Consider the following 17,497-nt stretch of genomic DNA (forward strand, 5'->3'; position numbering starts at 1 on the left):
CTTTGGGTTTATTCTTCTACTTCATCTTCTGTAAACTGACTGTTGTAGAGATCAGCGTAGAAGCCAGCTTGCGCCATCAGCTCATCATGATTTCCTTGCTCTATGATATTTCCATCTTTCATGACAAGAATCAGATCCGCATTACGGATGGTTGACAAGCGGTGGGCGATGACAAAGGAAGTTCTGCCCTCCATCAAACGATCCATAGCTTTCTGAATCAATTCCTCTGTACGGGTATCAACAGAAGAAGTCGCTTCATCTAGGATTAGGAGTGGCGCATCTTTCAGCAAAGCACGAGCAATGGTCAAGAGTTGTTTTTGTCCGACAGACAAGGTTACTGTATCATCCAAGACAGTATCATAACCATCTGGCAGGGTCATGATAAAGTGGTGAATCCCCACAGCCTTGCTGGCTTCAATCACACGCTCATCACTAATCCCCTTTTGGTTATAGATGAGATTATCTCGGATAGTACCTTCAAAGAGCCAAGTATCCTGCAAGACCATTGAAAAGGCATCATGTACTTCCGAACGCTTCATCTCTTTGCTATCCACACCATCGATGCGGATACTTCCCTTATCAATCTCATAGAACTTCATCAAAAGATTGACAATGGTTGTCTTACCAGCTCCGGTCGGTCCGACAATGGCAACCTTTTGACCTGCATGAGCGGTCGCAGAAAAGTCATGAATAATGGTTCGCTCTGGTGTATAACCAAAGGATACTCGATCAAAGACTACTTGACCTTTCATATTGCTCAATTGTCTTGCTTTATGGGATTCGTCTTCCATTTCCTCTTCAGCTAGGAATTCGAAGACACGGCCCATGGCTACACTAGCCTGCTGAAGACTGGTAATCCCTTGGGCAATTTGTGAAAGAGGCTGAGAAAAGATACGAACGTAGGCCATAAAGGCAACGATAATCCCGATACTAATCTGTCCATTCAGAGCCAAGGCTGCACCAACAATAATCACCAAGGCATAGCTAAAGTTCCCAATAAACATCATAATCGGCATCATAATTCCTGAAATAAATTGAGATTTCCAGATACTATCATACAGACGATTGTTTAATTTCGCAAATTCTTCTTTCGTGCTCTCGATAGCATTGTAACTGGTCACCACATTATGGCCAGAGTACATTTCCTCCACATAACCATTGACAGCTGCCAAATCCTGTTGCTGACTCTTAAAAAAGCCCTGTGATTTGCCCATAAAGACGGATACAAAAACAAAACCAATAAGGGTTGACACAACCGTCACCAAGGCTAAAATCCAGTTCATCCCAAACATGGTTACCAAGACTGCCACGACCAGTAAAGTGGATGAAAGAACTGTTCCCAGACTTTGATTAAGGGACTGGGCTGCAGTGTCAACGTCATTAGTTACACGAGACAAAGTATCCCCCTGAGAGTGTCCATCAAAATATCCCAATGGTAGGCTATTGATTTTCGCTGCAATAGCTCTTCTCAAACGCTCTGAAAAACGTTGAATAGCTGTTGTAAACAGAAAGGCCTGCAAATAATTTGATAGGAGTCCAATCACATAGATGACGGCCAAAAAACCACCAATAGCTGCAACCGCAGCGACATCCACACTTGTTTCTAAACCACTAGCAATAATATTAGTCATTTCCTTGATACGGGTTGGACCATATACAGTAATGATATTGGATGCGATTGTTGCTAGAAAGGCGATTAGAAGGGCAAACTGGAGACCTGCAAGATAGGGTTTACTCTGTTTCCAAAGAGACATTTTTTTATTTTCCATGTTCCAATTCCTCCTTCGATAGTTGTGAATAGGCAATTTCTTGGTAAACTTCGTTATTAGCTAGAAGTTCCCTGTGGGTGCCTTGCCCCACGACTTTTCCTTGATCCAAGACCAAAATCAAATCTGCATCCATAATTGTTGAGATACGCTGTGCGACGATGAGCTTGGTCATAGATTTTGTTTTCTCTGCTAGCTCTTGGCGTAGGACACGATCTGTCTTGTAATCCAAGGCTGAGAAGGAGTCATCAAAGATGAGGATTTCTGGCTTACGAGCCAAGGCACGCGCAATGGCCAAACGTTGTCTTTGTCCACCTGAGAAGTTAGTTCCTCCTTGGGCCACTTCTGACGCTAAGCCCGCTTCCTTGTCTTCGATAAAGTTCTTAGACTGGGCTAACTCCAAAGCCTGCCACATAGCCTGCTCACTAAGTGGTGTTTCTTGGCTGCGTCCAAAGTCTAGATTGCCCTTGACATCACCTGAAAAGAGAACAGCTTTTTGTGGAATATAGCCGACCTTATTGCACAAATCTTCCAAACCGTAATCTTGAACATTGACACCATCCACCAGAATTTCCCCTGCTGATACGTCATAGAAACGTGGAATCAGATTGACTAGAGTTGACTTACCAGAACCAGTTGAGCCGATAAAGGCAACTGTTTGGCCAGCTTCTGCTCTAAAGCTAACATGCTCGATAACTGCCTCCGAATTTGCAGCATAGCGGAAGGTCACATCCTTAAATTCGACCTGACCTTTGAGATTTTCATCAGCCAACTGCACTTGAGCAGGATTTTGGATAGAAGAATGCAAATCTAGAACCTGATTAATCCGCTTGGCAGAGACCATAGTTCGAGGAAGAACGATGAAGAGCGCCCCCATGAGAAGGAATCCCATGACAACCTGCATGGCATAAGACATGAAAACAACCATATCACTAAAGAGAGGCAGACGAGCTGTAGGAGCAGCATCGTTGATCACATAGGCCCCAATCCAATAAATCGCCACACTCAAACCACTTGAAATCCCCATCATGATGGGATTCAAAATGGCCATGAGACGGTTGACAAACAAATTCAAACGGGTCAATTCATCATTTGCTGCTGCAAATTTTTCATCTTGGTACTTTTCAGCATTGTAGGCACGAACAACGCGAATACCTGTTAGACTCTCCCGAGTGATACTATTCAGTTTATCAGTCAGACTTTGAATCAAGGACTGTTTTGGAAAGGCTAGCGTCATCAAAACTGTTGTCATCAAAACATTGACAATCACTGCCACAAGAACAGCCCAGAGCCAGTATTCTGAATGGCCTAAAATCTTCCCTATAGCCCAGATAGCCATAATCGGACCACGCGTAACCACTTGCAAGCCCATGGTGATCAACATCTGAACTTGAGTAATATCATTAGTGGTACGAGTTAGGAGACTTGGAATAGAGAATTTCTTAATCTCTGTCTGCGAGTAATCCAAAACTCGGTTAAAAATATCACTTCTCAGCCTACTAGTATAGGAAGCCGCCACTCTGGATGCAAAAAATCCAACTGCGACTGCGGACAAGAAGGCAAAAAAAGACATTCCGACCATCATACCTGCTGGTTGCCATAACTCATCTAAACTAGTTCCTTGAGTCCCCAGCAAATCCGTGATTTTCGAGATATAGGTCGGAACTTCCAACTCTAGATAGACCGAAAAGCATGTAAAGAGAATGGCTAGTAAAATCATCCCCCATTCTTTTCTACTAATTCGTTTAGCTAATTTCTTCATTCTCTCCTCCTATTCTCTTGATATTTTCCTGTAGTTGATTGAGGACTTTCTCAAAAATCAGTAATTCATCTTCATCAATGTCTGCCATCAACTGGTTGTCAATGCGTTCAAAGAAGGCCTTAACTTCTTGCATCTGAGAACGCGATTTGTCCGTCAAACGAACAAACTTGGCCCGCTTATCGACAGGACTCGCCTCCAATTCCACCAAACCATTTTGCACCATACGCTTGACCAAGTTACTCGCCACAGACTTGGTAATATTTAGTTCCTGCTCGATATCTTTAATCAAGACCAGTTTCTCTTTTTGTTCACACTGATCTAAAAAACGCAGAACCTGACCTTGTGGTCCACCCATAAATTCAATACCACAACGTTTGGCTTCCTTTTGCACCATCAAATGAATCTGGTGACCAAAACGCTTAAAAACTAACATCGGTTTGTCCATACTAACTCCTTTCTAACCATTGCATTTGGTTCTCCTGAGAACTAAATAAGTTTTCATGAGAACTATTTTACCACTTTGAAAAGAGATGTCAAGAAAAAGTTTTCATGAGAACTATTTTCTTGATTAAAAAAATCCCAAGTGATTTTCTCACTTAGGATTATGTTTTCTAGGTTAAATGTCTATCTTGCAAGTTTTAGTTTTGCTTCAAAATCATTGATCACCTTTTGCAGATTGAGCCGTCCTCTGTAGATGCCATAACCAAACAAGAGCATGGCTAAGACACCCAGAAGGGCTAGGACAATTCCTGCAATCAGTGCTAATAGATTAGTCTCATGAAAGAAGTAAATCAGAACAAGACCGATACTGGCAATGACAAAGAAGAGAGTAAACCAGCGTCCTAGATTTTCAATCATATGCTTCTGGTAGTGAATTTCTGTTTCATAACCTTGAATCAATTCTTGTTCTGTCATGATTTTCTCCATTCTTTATTTAAGTCAAACAAATTGATACTAGACTAGCAGCATATCGGACTTACTGCCAGTCTGAAACTTGAGTAGGAATTAGTATTTCAGTTGAGGATCAAAGATGCCCAGTGCTACACCAATCAAAGCAATGACAACCAAGAGGAGCATAACAAGGTTTGGTGATACTTTTTTCTTGGCCATCAGCCACCAGCAAAGGGTGATAAAGCCAGCTGTTAAGAGACCTGGATAAACACCGTCAATCTTTTCTTGTAGCTTCAAGAAGGCTTCGCCATCAGCATTTTTCAGCTCTAATGAAGTCGTTACAGATACCCAAGTTGCAGCAACTGCCCCGATAACCATACCACCAATGACACTGATTGCCTTACGAAGCGCCTGTCCTTTAGGTCCTACAAGGAATTCAACCGCCTTGTCCCCTAATTCATAGCCTTTGAAGTAGGCAAAGCGCATACCGCCATAGATGAGAACATTCCATACAAGGATGTAGAAGAGAGCCCCGATAGGATTTCCGCCTTTTGAGAGGCCAAGGGCAATCCCCAGCAGAACTGGGATTAGGGTTCCGACAACCAATGAATCACCGATACCTGCGATAGGTCCCATGAGACCGGCACGCATACCATTGATAGTTTCGCCGTCAACAGCGTCTCCATTGGCACGCGCTTCTTCCAAACCAGCTGTAATCCCCACTACCAAAGCTCCGAGCTGAGGTTCTGTGTTGAAGAAAGCCGTATAGGTCTGCATAGCTTCTTTCTGCTCTGCTTTGTCTTTGTAGAGTTCTTCCACGATTGGTAGCATAGAGGTCAAGTAACCAAAAGTCTGCATATGCTCTTGAGAGAAGCAAGTCAAATGACCATAGTACCAATGGTGGAATGATTTCGCTAAAGTCTTTTTAGTTATTTTCTTTCTTTCAGCCATCTTAGATATCCTCCTCATCGTCATCAAAGTCAGCCCCACCAGCCGGCGCGGTCACACGAGCTGATTTGATTACTTCCAATTCATAGTAAATTACTGCAAAAATCAGTGAAACAACTGCACTGGCAACCAAATTAAGACCAAGTGACTTAGCCAAGGTGAAGCCCACAAAGAATGGGATAAAGTCAGCAGCCTTGGTAACGATTTGTTTCAAGAGAATGGCAATACCTACACATGGGAGAAGAGCTCCGACTGTAAAGAGGGATTTCATGATGAAGCCATCCATTGGCAGGTGGGTCTTCATCAACTCAACCATATCGGGGCCAAACTTAGTGATAAGCATTGTTGGAAGGAAAGAGAAGACAAAGTGGGAAATCCAAGGATAAACCCAGTCAACAGCGTAAAGCTTTTTAAATTCGCCTTTTTCAACGGCTTTCCAGCCAATGTGCTGCCATAGCAGGTTTGTAGTGGCTGTTCCATAGAAGAGAACTGTACCGATAGTACCAACTGCTGCTCCGATTGGTGCAGCTGCTGCAGCAATAGCAGATTCAGACGTGATTCCTTTAGAATGAACAAATAAGATTGCGAGAGGAATCCCAATGTAAGAAATCGCCCGCACGTCAGCAGAAACTGTACCACCTGGTGTTACCAGAGCGATGTAGAGAACCTGAAGGGCTACCCCAACCATAATCCCTGTTGTTAAGTCTCCGAGAATCAGCCCGCTAATCAAGCCTCCGACCAGAGGACGTCCCAAAGTGTAGTTACCAATACTAGTACCACCCATACCAGGCATAGAAGCTAAACTAGCGAAAAGACCCAGTAAAGCGGCTTGCAGCCAAGAAATTGTCATAATAGACTCTCCTTTTCATTATTATAATTAAAAACCAAATTTAGACTTGAAATCGCTCCAATAACCGATGGAAACATCTGGTAGGAGCTGGAATTTGACTTTGTAGCCTGCTTTTTCTATCGCCTCAATCGCTTCTGCCTCTTCCTGGGTAATGGACTGGTTATTCCCCAGCTTAATAGCTCCAGGACGGTCATTAGCAGGGCCAATGATGATTTCCTTAACATCACCAGGTACAAAGCCTTGGTCCACTAGGATTTCTTTCATGTCCACAGGATTTTTCGTAATGAGGAAATAGCGGCTGTCTGACTCTGTGACCTTGCCTGATTTTTCCTTGAAGGCTTCCTTGGTCCAAACAAAAGTCTTCTTGTCAGAAGCTCCCTTGTAGGCCTGAATCAAAACCTTGTTTCCTGCTGCAGCATTATTTACTGCAATCAGGCCATCACAAGGGTATTCCTTGGCCCAGCGAGTGACTGTTTGACCGTGGATCATGCGGTCGTCAATCCGTACAAATGATACTGTCATCTTTAAAATCTCCTTTTATCTTTTAGAATGTATGACGGAAGTACTAAATGTCGTCTTCATCTTCTTCAGCTGCATCACTTACGACTTCAAATTCCTGCAAAGCAGCTGTAGCCTCGGAAAGGATAGCCTGAGCCAGATCTTTCCCGTCTAAGATGTCTTTCATAACCAAGCCAGTCAGTCCCATGGTCAGGTTCAAACCGCCCAAGATAACTGCTGAGTCGAGCTTACCTATGTCAGCTAAGACGCTCGCTGCTGTCGTCAGAGGACTGCCTCCTACAATATCAGCCAGAACTAAGACACTGTCATCAGTGCTTAAGCCATCTAAGGCCTGAGTAAAATCAACTGCAAAATCATCAACTGACTTGCCTTCCTGAAGACCAACCGCAATGACCTGATCCGTCTTGTCTCCGGCAAACATCTTCAAGGAACTCTGCACGCCTGCAGCCAGTCCCCCATGACTGACCAGTACAAGGTATTTCATCTTTCCTGCCTCCTTTTTCCTTCTAGCTCTTAGCCAAGTAAGGATTTATTGATGATTTTATTGTACAAGTTTTGGAATCGGTTTCATATTGTCAAATGTCACTTTGCCCAGATGACATTTGTCAGGAAACATATGACATTTGTCATATTTGTCTAGTCAGCTGTACCTTTCCTGCTCCTTTCAGAGCAAACAAAAAGAAAGCAGATTATTTTCCGCTTTCTATTTCTCTTTGAATGCTCGGCAAGGCACTGTCAATCTCTTGATTCTGCATAGCATTTTGAATCAGATAGTCCATCCGGTCCATGGTATGACGGTCTACTTCTAGACTGATGTCAATGATGGAGCGATTCATCATGTGGTCTAGCCTCTCAGAAGTCAAGGAATCCAAGCCAAAATCATCTGCCTGTAAGATTTCTCTAGCCTGTTGACTTTTCACCACAGATGGTAAGACTGAGGTCCCCTGCGATTTTTCAAACAAGGCCTGCTGGCTTTCTTTATCCTGTGACAGCAAGAGCATAAATTCCCAAGCCAGCTTCTCTTGCTTGGTATTGGAAGACATGGCAAAGAGCGAGGTCTTGACCTGTGTCCCCATCACCTGGCTATTAGCTGTTGGCATGGGGATACAGGTCCAAGAAAAGCTAGAATACTTGGCAACATGGTAAGGGTAAGGCTTGTAGGTCCGATACTGGGCCAGACTCATAGGATAGAAAGCCACCCGTCCCTCATCAAAGTCATTAGAAGTCACCTTATAGTGCTGGCTGAGCATATCTAGCTTGCTCATAAAGGCCAAGGCTTGGTGCATCTCTGCGCTGTCCACAGTGATACCGGATTTATCGGTAAGATGGCCGCCGTAAGCTACCAGAGCCTGCTGCCAAGTGTAATCCGTTATACCGTACTGATCCACCACACCATCGCCATTGGTATCCTTGGTTACTTTCTTGCAAATCTCATAGAAATCCGCCAGGGTCCATCCTGACTCAGGAATGCTAATTCCTTCTTTTTCAAGCAGGTCTTTATTGACACACATCATGATAGGATTGCTCTCAACTGGAAGGGCATAGCTGACTCCCTGATATTGCCCAGCTTCATAAGCCACTGGATAAAAAGCCTTTCGCTTATCATCCGTTAGGAGGGGATCCAAGGATTTAAGCGCGCCAGTCGAAGCCAACATGCTAAAGTCGTTTTCTGGCACCATAAAGAGATCTGGTTGCTCGCCTTTCAAGACTTGCTCTGCCAGCCAGTCAGCATAATCATCCTTGGGAATACCGCTTTCGTAAACGACCTTGACAGGAGGATGCGTCTTTTCAAATCTTTTAATCAGGCTGTCCAAGACCTTGTTTTCGCGACTGTTAGGCACATCCCAGCTAGAACCAGCATAGACCCCGATACGCAGGACTTTGTCCTGAGCTGAAGCCCAAAATACAAAAGCCAGAGCAACAGATATAATCAGGACAACCAGCAGGGACAAATTTCTCAATCTCCACTTCATTTGTCGCCTTCCTTACTAAAATCTCTCTGGGTGACTCCAGTCTGTACGGCCCAGATAGCCAGTTGGGTCCGGTCACGCAGGTTGAGCTTGGCTAGGATACCCGATAGATAATTACGGACTGTCCCTTCTGATAGAAAGAGTTTGGCTGCAATTTCCTTATTAGAAATCCCAAAGCTAATCTGCTGGATAATCTTCCACTCCGTCCGGTTCATGTCCTCCACATTTTCCTCTGTCACTGTGATGGCAAAGTTGGACTGGGCCATCTGTGAAAAGATTTTGAAGACCTTGGTGGCAATATTGGGATTGATCATAGCTCCGCCTCGATAGACTGTCTGAATAGCTTCATGAAGTTCTTCTGTCGAAACCCCTTTAAGAATATAACCAGATGCACCGTATTTGAGAGCTGAGAAGATAAATTCATCATCGTCAAAGGTCGTCAGGATGATAATCTTGACATCTGGATACTGCTCCTTGACAGCCTTGGTACAGAGAACACCATCCATGACTGGCATGCGAATATCCATCAAAATCACATCTGGGCGCACCCGATGAAGCTTTTCCAGCACTTCCTTGCCGTCTCCGACCGTCCCGACTACCTCAATATCTGCGTGGGCAGACAGAATGATTTGCAGAGACTCGCGAATCAAGGCCTGATCGTCTGCTATTAAAACCTTAATCATGTCTTCCTCCTATTTTTGGAATTTTGATATGCGTGTAGAAACCGTCCCGATTTTCAAAGCGGACGCTTCCGCCAATAATCATTAGGCGCTCCTGCATCTGCTTGAGGCCATAGCCATAGTAGAGTTCATCAAAGCCAACACCATCATCCTGAATGGTCATTACATAAGCTTCTTCTTCCTCTAGTAGCTCAATCCAGATAGTCTTGGCATGACCATGGCGGACAGAGTTGGTAATCGACTCCTGGATCACCCGGAAGACAATGTCTTCCTTGGCAATATCCAAGTCAATATTATCCCATTTGTAGAGGAGATGAATCTCCAAGTTGGAGATGGCTTCATACTCACGGATAATCTTAATCAGAGCTTCCTTCAAAGTGTTATTTTCCAGAGCTCCCGGGCGCATCTTATTGAGCGAGCCGCGGACATCACGGATACCATCTCGAACAACGACAGAGACATTATTAAGCTGCTCCTTAGCTCGGTTGGTGTCAATATCAACCAAGACCTTGACCGCATCAATACCAGCTGAAATACCCGTCAGGGCATGACCTAATGTATCGTGAATCTCTCTGGCAATCCGCTTCCGCTCTCGATCTTCTGCTATTTTCTCAGACAAAGCCAGGTAAGAGTTCAGCTCGCGATTGGCTTGAAAAGCCATGCGAAGCTCTTCCTCAATACGATGGCGCTCCGTAATAGCCGACAAGATATAGAATAGCAAGGAAATCATAAAGACGACAATATTAAGCGAGTAGAGAAAGTTCTTGCCAAATAAGAGCAAAAAGCGTACAAACTCAGGATAAAAACGAATATAGGTATCCAAAGACGGCAGCTTGATAAAGAGCGACATGAGGTTATAGTTGGACAAGAGCAGCATGCCAAAGCTCAAAATAATGAAAGAAAACCAGTACTTCTTGTCCTTGGAAGCATTGAACTCCTTAGAGCCATAGAAAATATCCGCAAACACCAAGAGAATCAAGCCATTGTAGGACGAGTGCAAGACGGAAAAGATGACCAGCATGAGCAGGATTTCAATAATGGTCGCCTTGTCATAGACGGACAGCTGATTGGGGTGGCGCTCCCGATAGTACATGACTAAAAGCAGACAGGCATACAGGCTAATGGATACCCAGAAGATTAGGCTAGGAGAGCCCGGAATGGCATCCAAACGCTCCAAAAGCGAGTGACTGAAGCCCTTAGCCGCTACATAGTTGGTCGCAAAGAGATAGATGGATGCATTATAGACAATGGCAAACAGATTGATGACCATTAAGGCGATTTTGCTATAAAAGATACTTTTTTGAGGTCTCATTATTGCCACCCTGTAACTGTGTATTGACTGATATTATCTCTATTAACCAGATGAACAGGAATCAGGTATTGGCTGTCGTAGGATTTCCCCTCCTGCATCAGCTCAATTACCTGTGCCACCTTGCGTCCCATCTGAATGGGCGATTGGGCCACGGTTCCCTCTATATCGCTAGTCGTAGCCAAAAAGTTTTTGATATCAGGCGATCCATCCACGCCGTAGATGGAGATTTTCTTATCAAGACCTTGATTTTTAATAGCAGCCAAGGCCCCGATAGCTGCCCGATCATTGAGCGCCATGACTACATTAAAGTCCAATCCTTCGTCTAAGGCACTTTTTACTTGCGGCATGCTTTCCTCTGTCTGGCCTAGTGTTTCTTTCTGGGAAATAATCTTGTAGCTAGGCTGTTTTTCAATCGTATCAATAAATCCCTGAATCCGGTCCATAGCAGAGACGGCATTGCGGTGCTCTAGAAGGAGAATATTAGCAGAAGGCAAGCGCTTCATCATGTCCTGGGCAATCAGGACGCCTGCTTGGTAGTTATCCGACACAATAGTCGTATCCACTTTTACATCCTGACTGATAGGCGCATCCACTACGATGATTTTAATCCCAGCTTTCTTGGCCTTTTGAAGAGAGGAAATGATACTTGGACTATTACTTTTTACCGGATTGATAACAATGACATCAACCTTTTCTCGGACAAAAAAGTCAATCTGCTGGCTCTGCTTGCCCTCACCCAGCTCAGGATCCCGCACGTAAAGCCGGCTGCCCTGCTGGTTGGTTTTCTTCTCCAGCTCCGCATTTAAGATCTTATAAAAATCATTATTCATGGTCATGTAGGTTGCCCCAATCTTGACCTGCTTCTCATCTGGCAGAACGCCCTTGAAATAAACAAAAAACAAAGCAAAAATAAGCAGAATGGAAAGTGGCCAGAGAGCCTTCTTCTGATAATGCTGACCCCGTTTTTTGACGTTAGCTGCTACCATTTTTCACCCCCTATGCCGTAAGCGCCTTTATGAAACATATAGGATTATTATATTACAAAACCGCCAAAAAGCAAAATCTTTCCAAAATGATTATCATAAAAAAGGCGCGACAGAATCTAAAAATTCATTGATTTTTGATTCTTGGTCCCACCTCGGCAATCATAATTAAACTTTTAAAAGCTTGAGAGAAATAGAATTCAGTCAAACAGATCTTGCATCTTACAAAACTGAATGCTGATTTTTTAGAGCTAGGTCATTTCCCAGCCCTTACTTCTTTTTTAAAATGGAAGTTCCTCTTCTTCCAACTCTAGATAAACCGAAAAGCAGGTAAAGAGAATGGCTAGTAAAATCATACCCCATTCTTTTCCACTAATTCATTTGGCTAATTTCTTCATTCTCTCCTCCTATCTTCTGAACATTTTCTTGCAACTGACCGAGAACCTTTTCAAAGATTGCCAAGTCTGACTTTGAAACACCATTTAGCAGACTCTGATCAATTCGTTCAAAGAAGGCCTTAACCTGCTGCATTTGAGAACGCGATTTGTCCGTCAAACGAACAAACTTAGCCCGCTTATCGACAGGACTCGCCTCCAGCTCCACCAAACTATTTTGCACCATACGCTTGACCAAGTTACTAGCAACAGACTTGCTAATATTGAGTTCTTGTTCAATATCCTTGATGAGCGTTAATTCTTGTTCATGCTCACGCCAACCTAAAAAACGCAGAACTTGTCCTTGAGGTACACCCATAAATTCAATACCACAACGTTTGGCTTCCTTTTGTACCATCAGATGTACCTGGTGTCCAAAACGTTTTAAAACCAACATCGGTTTATCCATACTTACTCCTTTCTAATCATTGCATTTAGTTCTCCTAGGAACTAAATAAATTTCCGTGAGAACTATTTTCTTGATTAAAAAAATCCCAAGTGATTTTCTCACTTAGGATCATATTTTCTATGTTAAATTAGAACCCGTCTACGTTTGTGTAGATCTTTTGTACGTCTTCGTCGTCTTCAAGAACGCTGTAAAGTTTTTCAAAGGTTTCAAGGTCATCGCCTGACAATTCCACTTCTGACTGAGGAATCATTTCCAATTCAGTCACTTGGAACTCTTCAACGCCAGACTCACGGAGAGCAACGATAGCCTTGTGAAGGTCAGTTGGAGCTGTGTAAACTGTGATTGTACCTTCTTCTGCTTCTACATCATCCACATCCACATCTGCTTCTAGCAATTGCTCAAAGACTGCATCCGCATCTTCACCTGCAAATACAATAACACCCTTGTTATCGAAGAGGTATGAAACAGAACCTGAAGCGCCCATGTTTCCGCCATTTTTACCAAAAGCTGCACGGACATTAGCCGCTGTACGGTTGACATTTGAAGTCAAAGTATCCACGATCAGCATAGAACCATTTGGTCCAAAACCTTCGTAACGTCCTTCTGTAAAGGTTTCATCTGTGTTTCCTTTTGCTTTATCAATCGCTTTATCGATAACGTGTTTTGGCACTTGGGCTTGTTTAGCACGGTCGATAACGAATTTCAAGGCTGAGTTTGATTCTGGATCTGGATCACCCTTTTTAGCTGCTACATAGATTTCTACACCAAATTTTGCATATACTTTAGAGTTAGCTCCATCTTTAGCCGTTTTCTTGGCTACGATATTGGCCCATTTACGTCCCATTAGGAATCTCCTTTTTTCACATTTTAATCTTTCTTATTATAACACAAGTTTTTTCGATTTTCACTAAAGGAAATGGATTTTATTCAGCAAATCGAGCTATGATGACACTTTTGTTGCCAAGATGGCCCTACCTTCTTTTATCAAGGGGTGACGAAACAGTGAGAAATACAGTTGGATAGTCATGGCAACCCAGATGAGTGGTTCGCAAAGGATAACTCCCTTATAGCCTGCCCAAGGGATAATCAAGACCACAAAAGCGATTTTCCCGATTAGTTCGATAAAACTAGATACCAGAGGAAGGACTTTTTGCCCCAACCCCTGCAAACAATTGCGATAAATCAATAAGAGACTCAAAATAGGATAAAAGGCTGAACTGATTTGCAGATAGAGACTTCCATTTTCTACCAAGTAGCTATCCGTCGAACTAGCCAAGAAGGAAACCAAGGCTGGACTGGTAAAAAAGAGGAAGACACAAACAAAAATTGCCCAGGATATACTTAAACGACTGCCGATTCGAAGTCCTTGAACAATGCGGTCTGGTCGCTTAGCACCTAAATTCTGAGAAGCAAAGGTCGTCATTGATGCAGAAATAGCGGTCATAGGAAGAAGGGCAAAGGCCATAATGCGTCGAGCCGCCGTCTGGGCACTAATAATCACTGCACCAAAGGTATTAACAGAAGACTGTAAAATCACACTGCCGATGGACACAATCGAACTCATCAAGCCCATAGCCAACCCTTGCTCCAAAAGATCCGCATACAAGGCCTTGTCCCATTTGAAATGCTTAAACTGAGGCAAAAGTTCTGGCACGCTCTTACGAATATAGTAAAAGCAGAGAAGCGCTGATAAGCCTTGCGAAATAATGGTAGCTAGTCCCGCGGATTGAACTCCCAGATGCAATTGCGTAATGAAATAGAGATCCAGAACCACATTAACCAGAGCAGAGAAAATCAGAAAACCAAGCGCAGCCAGACTGTCCCCAATGGACCGCAATAAACCTGCAAAGAGATTATAGGCAAAGCTGACACCGACACAGGTCACAATCATAGAAATATATTGATAGGACTGGGGAAGAATTTCTGCAGGAGTATCTAGGTATTGCAAGAGAGGATACAAACCAAGAAAGCCCAGCAGCATCACTACAACACTCAAAAGAGCGCCTAAAATCCAGGTGGCTGCTACTGCCTCCTTGATTTTAGTGAAATTCCGAGCTCCATAATAACGGGCAATGACAATTCCCATGCCATTGCCAACACCAAGAGTAAAACCTACAATCAGGTCAAAAATCGCTGTTGTCGCTCCTACTGCAGCCAAGGACTCTTGACCAAGAAAACGCCCAACAATCAAGACATCAGCAGTATTATAGAGCTGTTGAAAAATATTTGATAGCAAGATTGGGAAGGCAAAACTCAAAAGCGAGGGAAGAATCGGACCATGTATCAGGTCCACTGTTCGTTTTTTATTCATAAGGCTATTATATCAGCTTTCTAGAGGAGCGACAAGAAACAGCAAACTATGCGTGAGCTGAAAACCAGAAAAAGACAACGAAAAAACAGCGGATGTCCTCCACTGCTTTAACAGCTTATTCTTCAATTTCGATTTCAAGTTCGTCGCCTAGGTCAAGTGTAACTTCTTCATTCACAGAGTCTACTTGAACTGCTTCTTCTTTTTTGCTTTCAGTAGCTTCTTCTCCATCAATCAAACCAAATTGAACGCGGACTTGATGGTCAATCTCATCAAAGACTTCTGGGTTATCTGCCAAGTATTTCTTAGCATTTTCAGAACCTTGTCCGATTTTTTCATCCTTGTAAGAATACCAAGCTCCTGCTTTTTTGATGATATCCAAATCGCTTGCGATTTTCAAGAGTTCACCAGTCTTAGAAATCCCTTCTCCGTACATGATTTCAACGAAGGCTTCCTTAAATGGTGGAGCCACCTTGTTTTTCACGACCTTGATCTTAGTTTCTTTACCGACATTGGTGTCTTTTTGGTCACCAGTTCCTTTGATTTGTGTGCTTCCACGAACATCCAAACGGACTGATGCGTAGAATTTCAGAGCACGTCCACCAGGAGTTGTTTCTGGATTTCCAAACATCACCCCAACTTTTTCACGTAATTGGTTGATAAAGATAGCAATTGTTTTGGTTTTATTGATAGAAGCACCTAGCTTACGCATAGCCTGGCTCATCATACGAGCCTGCAAACCAACGTGGCTATCTCCGATATCTCCATCAATTTCCGCACGAGGTACAAGGGCAGCAACTGAGTCGACCACGACAAGATCTACAGCACCTGAGTCAATCAATTTTCCTGCAATCTCAAGACCTTGCTCTCCTGAGTCTGGTTGAGACAAGAGCAACTCATCAATGTTGACACCAAGGGCCGCAGCATAAGCTGGATCAAGGGCATGTTCCGCATCGATAAAGGCAGCGATACCACCTTCTTTTTGTGCTTGCGCAACTGCATGAAGGGCAACCGTTGTCTTACCAGATGACTCTGGCCCATAGATTTCAATGATACGTCCCTTAGGATAACCACCTGAACCAAGGGCAATGTCAAGAGCCAAAGAACCTGAGCTCATCACTTGCACCTTTTGCTCGGCACGTTCACCCAAACGCATGATTGATCCTTTACCAAAGTCTTTCTCAATCAATTTAAGAGCGTCATTCAAGGCTTTTTCACGTTCAGCCCCAAATTTTTTTGAAATTTCATCTAATTTTTTTGGTTTTTTCGCCATTCTATTCTCCTACATTCTAATGGTCCTCAGACCTATCTACTATTATATCAAAAGTTAGTCACTTAATAAAGCCTTGCGAACTAGGTTAAAGGCATGCATAACAGCAATGTAACGTACATCTGCTCGACTTCTGCCTCCAATATTAACCTTGATGACCTCAGTTCCATGCTCCTGTGCCAAGCCTATGAAGACTGTCCCAGCTGGGTGCCCTTCTAGGCTATCTGGTCCTGCCACTCCAGTCAAACTAAGGCCAAAATCAGACTGGGTCTTGATTCGTGCCTGCTCAGCCATCTTCTGAGCTGTAAATGCAGACACCACACCCTGTTCTTCCAAATCCTTGACAGGAATATCCAACATCTTTGATTTTTCCTCCAAGCTATAGGTTACGAAACCACCCTTAAATATACTTGAAGCACCCGAAAAATCCGCTACCCTAGCTTGGAAAAGCCCTGCCGTCAAACTCTCTGCAGCCGTGATAGTTTTCCCCTGTTTTTTTAGCTTTTCTACCACAATGCTGGCCAAGCTAGCCTCCTCTCCATAACCATAACAAAGGTCTCGTAAAGAAAGGCCTTCAAAGGTCTGGCGGTCCAAGATTTGATTTTCCAAGATATCCAGCACTTGATTCGCCTCTTCTTGTCTGCTAGCTTTTGTTGATAGACGCAGAGTGACTTCTCCTGTCTTAGCATAAGGGGCCAAGGTCGGATCTGTTTGATTATCAATCAAATCAGCCAAAATCGTCACCAGCTGGCTCTCGCCAATTCCAAAGAAACGAAGAACTCGGGAATACAGCTTGCTCCCTGTCATCAACTTGGGTAGAAGTTGATTTAAGACCATGGGTTTCAATTCACTTGGTGGACCTGGAAGAACGACGTAGGTCACTCCTTCGGCCTCTAACATCCCCCCCACAGCCAATCCTGTTTCGTTTGGCAGTGGAGTCGCTCCTTCTACAAGTTGAGCTTGTCTTTCGTTATTCGGTGTTCGGGTATAGTCTGGTCTCTGGGCAAAAAAGATATCCAACTTCTCCTGAGCCTGAGGATCGAAGACTAATTCTTTCCCTAAAAATTTAGCCAGAGTTTGTTTGGTCAAATCGTCCTCAGTTGGCCCTAAACCACCTGTCAAAATCACCAGACTGCTACGTTGACTGGCAATCTCAAGCAAAGACAAGAGACGAGCTTCATTGTCTCCTACAACCGTCTGAAAATATACATCTACCCCAATCTCTGCTAGTTTTTCCGACAAAAACTGAGCATTGGTATTGACAATCTGTCCTGTCAAAATCTCTGTTCCAACAGCAATGATTTCTGCTTTCATGTTTCCTCCTACCTATCTATTCGTATTTTTTTGAAAAAATCGCAGGAAATTTCCCACGATTAATTTTTTATTTGTATTAAA

The 17,497-nt window shown here is 43.5% G+C and carries 17 protein-coding genes and 1 pseudogene; all 18 read right to left on the reverse strand.

Annotated features, from left to right (window positions below; genetic code table 11):
- Positions 1-8 precede the first annotated feature (8 nt).
- The gene (locus tag B7703_RS01030; RefSeq protein ID WP_084923281.1) at positions 9-1,769 is read right to left on the reverse strand and encodes an ABC transporter ATP-binding protein; all 1,761 of its coding nucleotides are present in this window, start codon (positions 1,767-1,769) and stop codon (positions 9-11) included.
- Complete coding sequence (locus B7703_RS01035) at positions 1,759-3,528, reverse strand: ABC transporter ATP-binding protein (protein WP_084923284.1); 1,770 nt, start codon at positions 3,526-3,528, stop codon at positions 1,759-1,761. The genes B7703_RS01030 and B7703_RS01035 overlap by 11 nt, the downstream gene beginning before the upstream one ends.
- Entirely contained in the window at positions 3,512-3,973 is a 462-nt protein-coding gene (locus tag B7703_RS01040) for a MarR family winged helix-turn-helix transcriptional regulator (RefSeq protein ID WP_004256759.1), read from the reverse strand. Before B7703_RS01040 ends, B7703_RS01035 begins: the two co-directional genes overlap by 17 nt.
- A gap of 179 nt (positions 3,974-4,152) precedes the next feature.
- Positions 4,153-4,443: a hypothetical protein gene (locus B7703_RS01045; protein WP_004256757.1), complete on the reverse strand. Its 291-nt coding sequence runs from the start codon at positions 4,441-4,443 to the stop codon at positions 4,153-4,155.
- Between the two features lie 90 nt (positions 4,444-4,533).
- A complete protein-coding gene (locus tag B7703_RS01050; protein ID WP_002896727.1) occupies positions 4,534-5,388 on the reverse strand; it encodes a PTS system mannose/fructose/sorbose family transporter subunit IID in 855 nt (284 codons plus the stop codon).
- Complete coding sequence (locus B7703_RS01055) at positions 5,372-6,217, reverse strand: PTS mannose/fructose/sorbose/N-acetylgalactosamine transporter subunit IIC (protein ID WP_049501833.1); 846 nt, start codon at positions 6,215-6,217, stop codon at positions 5,372-5,374. Before B7703_RS01055 ends, B7703_RS01050 begins: the two co-directional genes overlap by 17 nt.
- A gap of 27 nt (positions 6,218-6,244) precedes the next feature.
- Positions 6,245-6,739, reverse strand: a complete 495-nt coding sequence (locus B7703_RS01060) for a PTS sugar transporter subunit IIB (RefSeq protein ID WP_004193690.1) — start codon at positions 6,737-6,739, stop codon at positions 6,245-6,247.
- A 43-nt stretch (positions 6,740-6,782) separates the two neighbouring features.
- Positions 6,783-7,220 (reverse strand): PTS sugar transporter subunit IIA, encoded by a 438-nt coding sequence (locus B7703_RS01065; protein WP_004256753.1) that lies wholly within the window; start codon positions 7,218-7,220, stop codon positions 6,783-6,785.
- A gap of 205 nt (positions 7,221-7,425) precedes the next feature.
- Complete coding sequence (locus B7703_RS01070; RefSeq protein WP_049501831.1) at positions 7,426-8,709, reverse strand: ABC transporter substrate-binding protein; 1,284 nt, start codon at positions 8,707-8,709, stop codon at positions 7,426-7,428.
- A complete protein-coding gene (locus tag B7703_RS01075) occupies positions 8,706-9,389 on the reverse strand; it encodes a response regulator transcription factor (RefSeq protein WP_004256751.1) in 684 nt (227 codons plus the stop codon). The genes B7703_RS01070 and B7703_RS01075 overlap by 4 nt, the downstream gene beginning before the upstream one ends.
- Positions 9,382-10,698, reverse strand: a complete 1,317-nt coding sequence (locus B7703_RS01080) for a sensor histidine kinase (protein WP_004256747.1) — start codon at positions 10,696-10,698, stop codon at positions 9,382-9,384. Before B7703_RS01080 ends, B7703_RS01075 begins: the two co-directional genes overlap by 8 nt.
- Positions 10,698-11,684, reverse strand: coding sequence for a substrate-binding domain-containing protein (locus B7703_RS01085; RefSeq protein ID WP_004256744.1), 987 nt, complete (start codon positions 11,682-11,684; stop codon positions 10,698-10,700). Before B7703_RS01085 ends, B7703_RS01080 begins: the two co-directional genes overlap by 1 nt.
- 299 nt (positions 11,685-11,983) lie before the next feature.
- Positions 11,984-12,058, reverse strand: a pseudogene (locus B7703_RS10225) (ABC transporter ATP-binding protein); the annotation flags it as partial.
- Positions 12,054-12,524, reverse strand: a complete 471-nt coding sequence (locus B7703_RS01090) for a MarR family winged helix-turn-helix transcriptional regulator (protein WP_004256742.1) — start codon at positions 12,522-12,524, stop codon at positions 12,054-12,056. The pseudogene B7703_RS10225 and the gene B7703_RS01090, both read right to left, overlap by 5 nt.
- A gap of 127 nt (positions 12,525-12,651) precedes the next feature.
- Complete coding sequence (locus B7703_RS01095) at positions 12,652-13,368, reverse strand: YebC/PmpR family DNA-binding transcriptional regulator (RefSeq protein WP_000532879.1); 717 nt, start codon at positions 13,366-13,368, stop codon at positions 12,652-12,654.
- 96 nt (positions 13,369-13,464) lie between these two features.
- Entirely contained in the window at positions 13,465-14,835 is a 1,371-nt protein-coding gene (locus B7703_RS01100; RefSeq protein WP_084923286.1) for an MATE family efflux transporter, read from the reverse strand.
- Between the two features lie 115 nt (positions 14,836-14,950).
- Entirely contained in the window at positions 14,951-16,105 is a 1,155-nt protein-coding gene (gene recA / locus B7703_RS01105; protein WP_084923288.1) for a recombinase RecA, read from the reverse strand.
- 54 nt (positions 16,106-16,159) lie between these two features.
- Positions 16,160-17,416 (reverse strand): competence/damage-inducible protein A, encoded by a 1,257-nt coding sequence (locus tag B7703_RS01110; protein WP_084923291.1) that lies wholly within the window; start codon positions 17,414-17,416, stop codon positions 16,160-16,162.
- Between the last annotated feature and the right edge of the window lie 81 nt (positions 17,417-17,497).

The organism is Streptococcus mitis, assembly GCF_002096735.1.
Lineage (GTDB): Bacteria > Bacillota > Bacilli > Lactobacillales > Streptococcaceae > Streptococcus > Streptococcus mitis_CZ.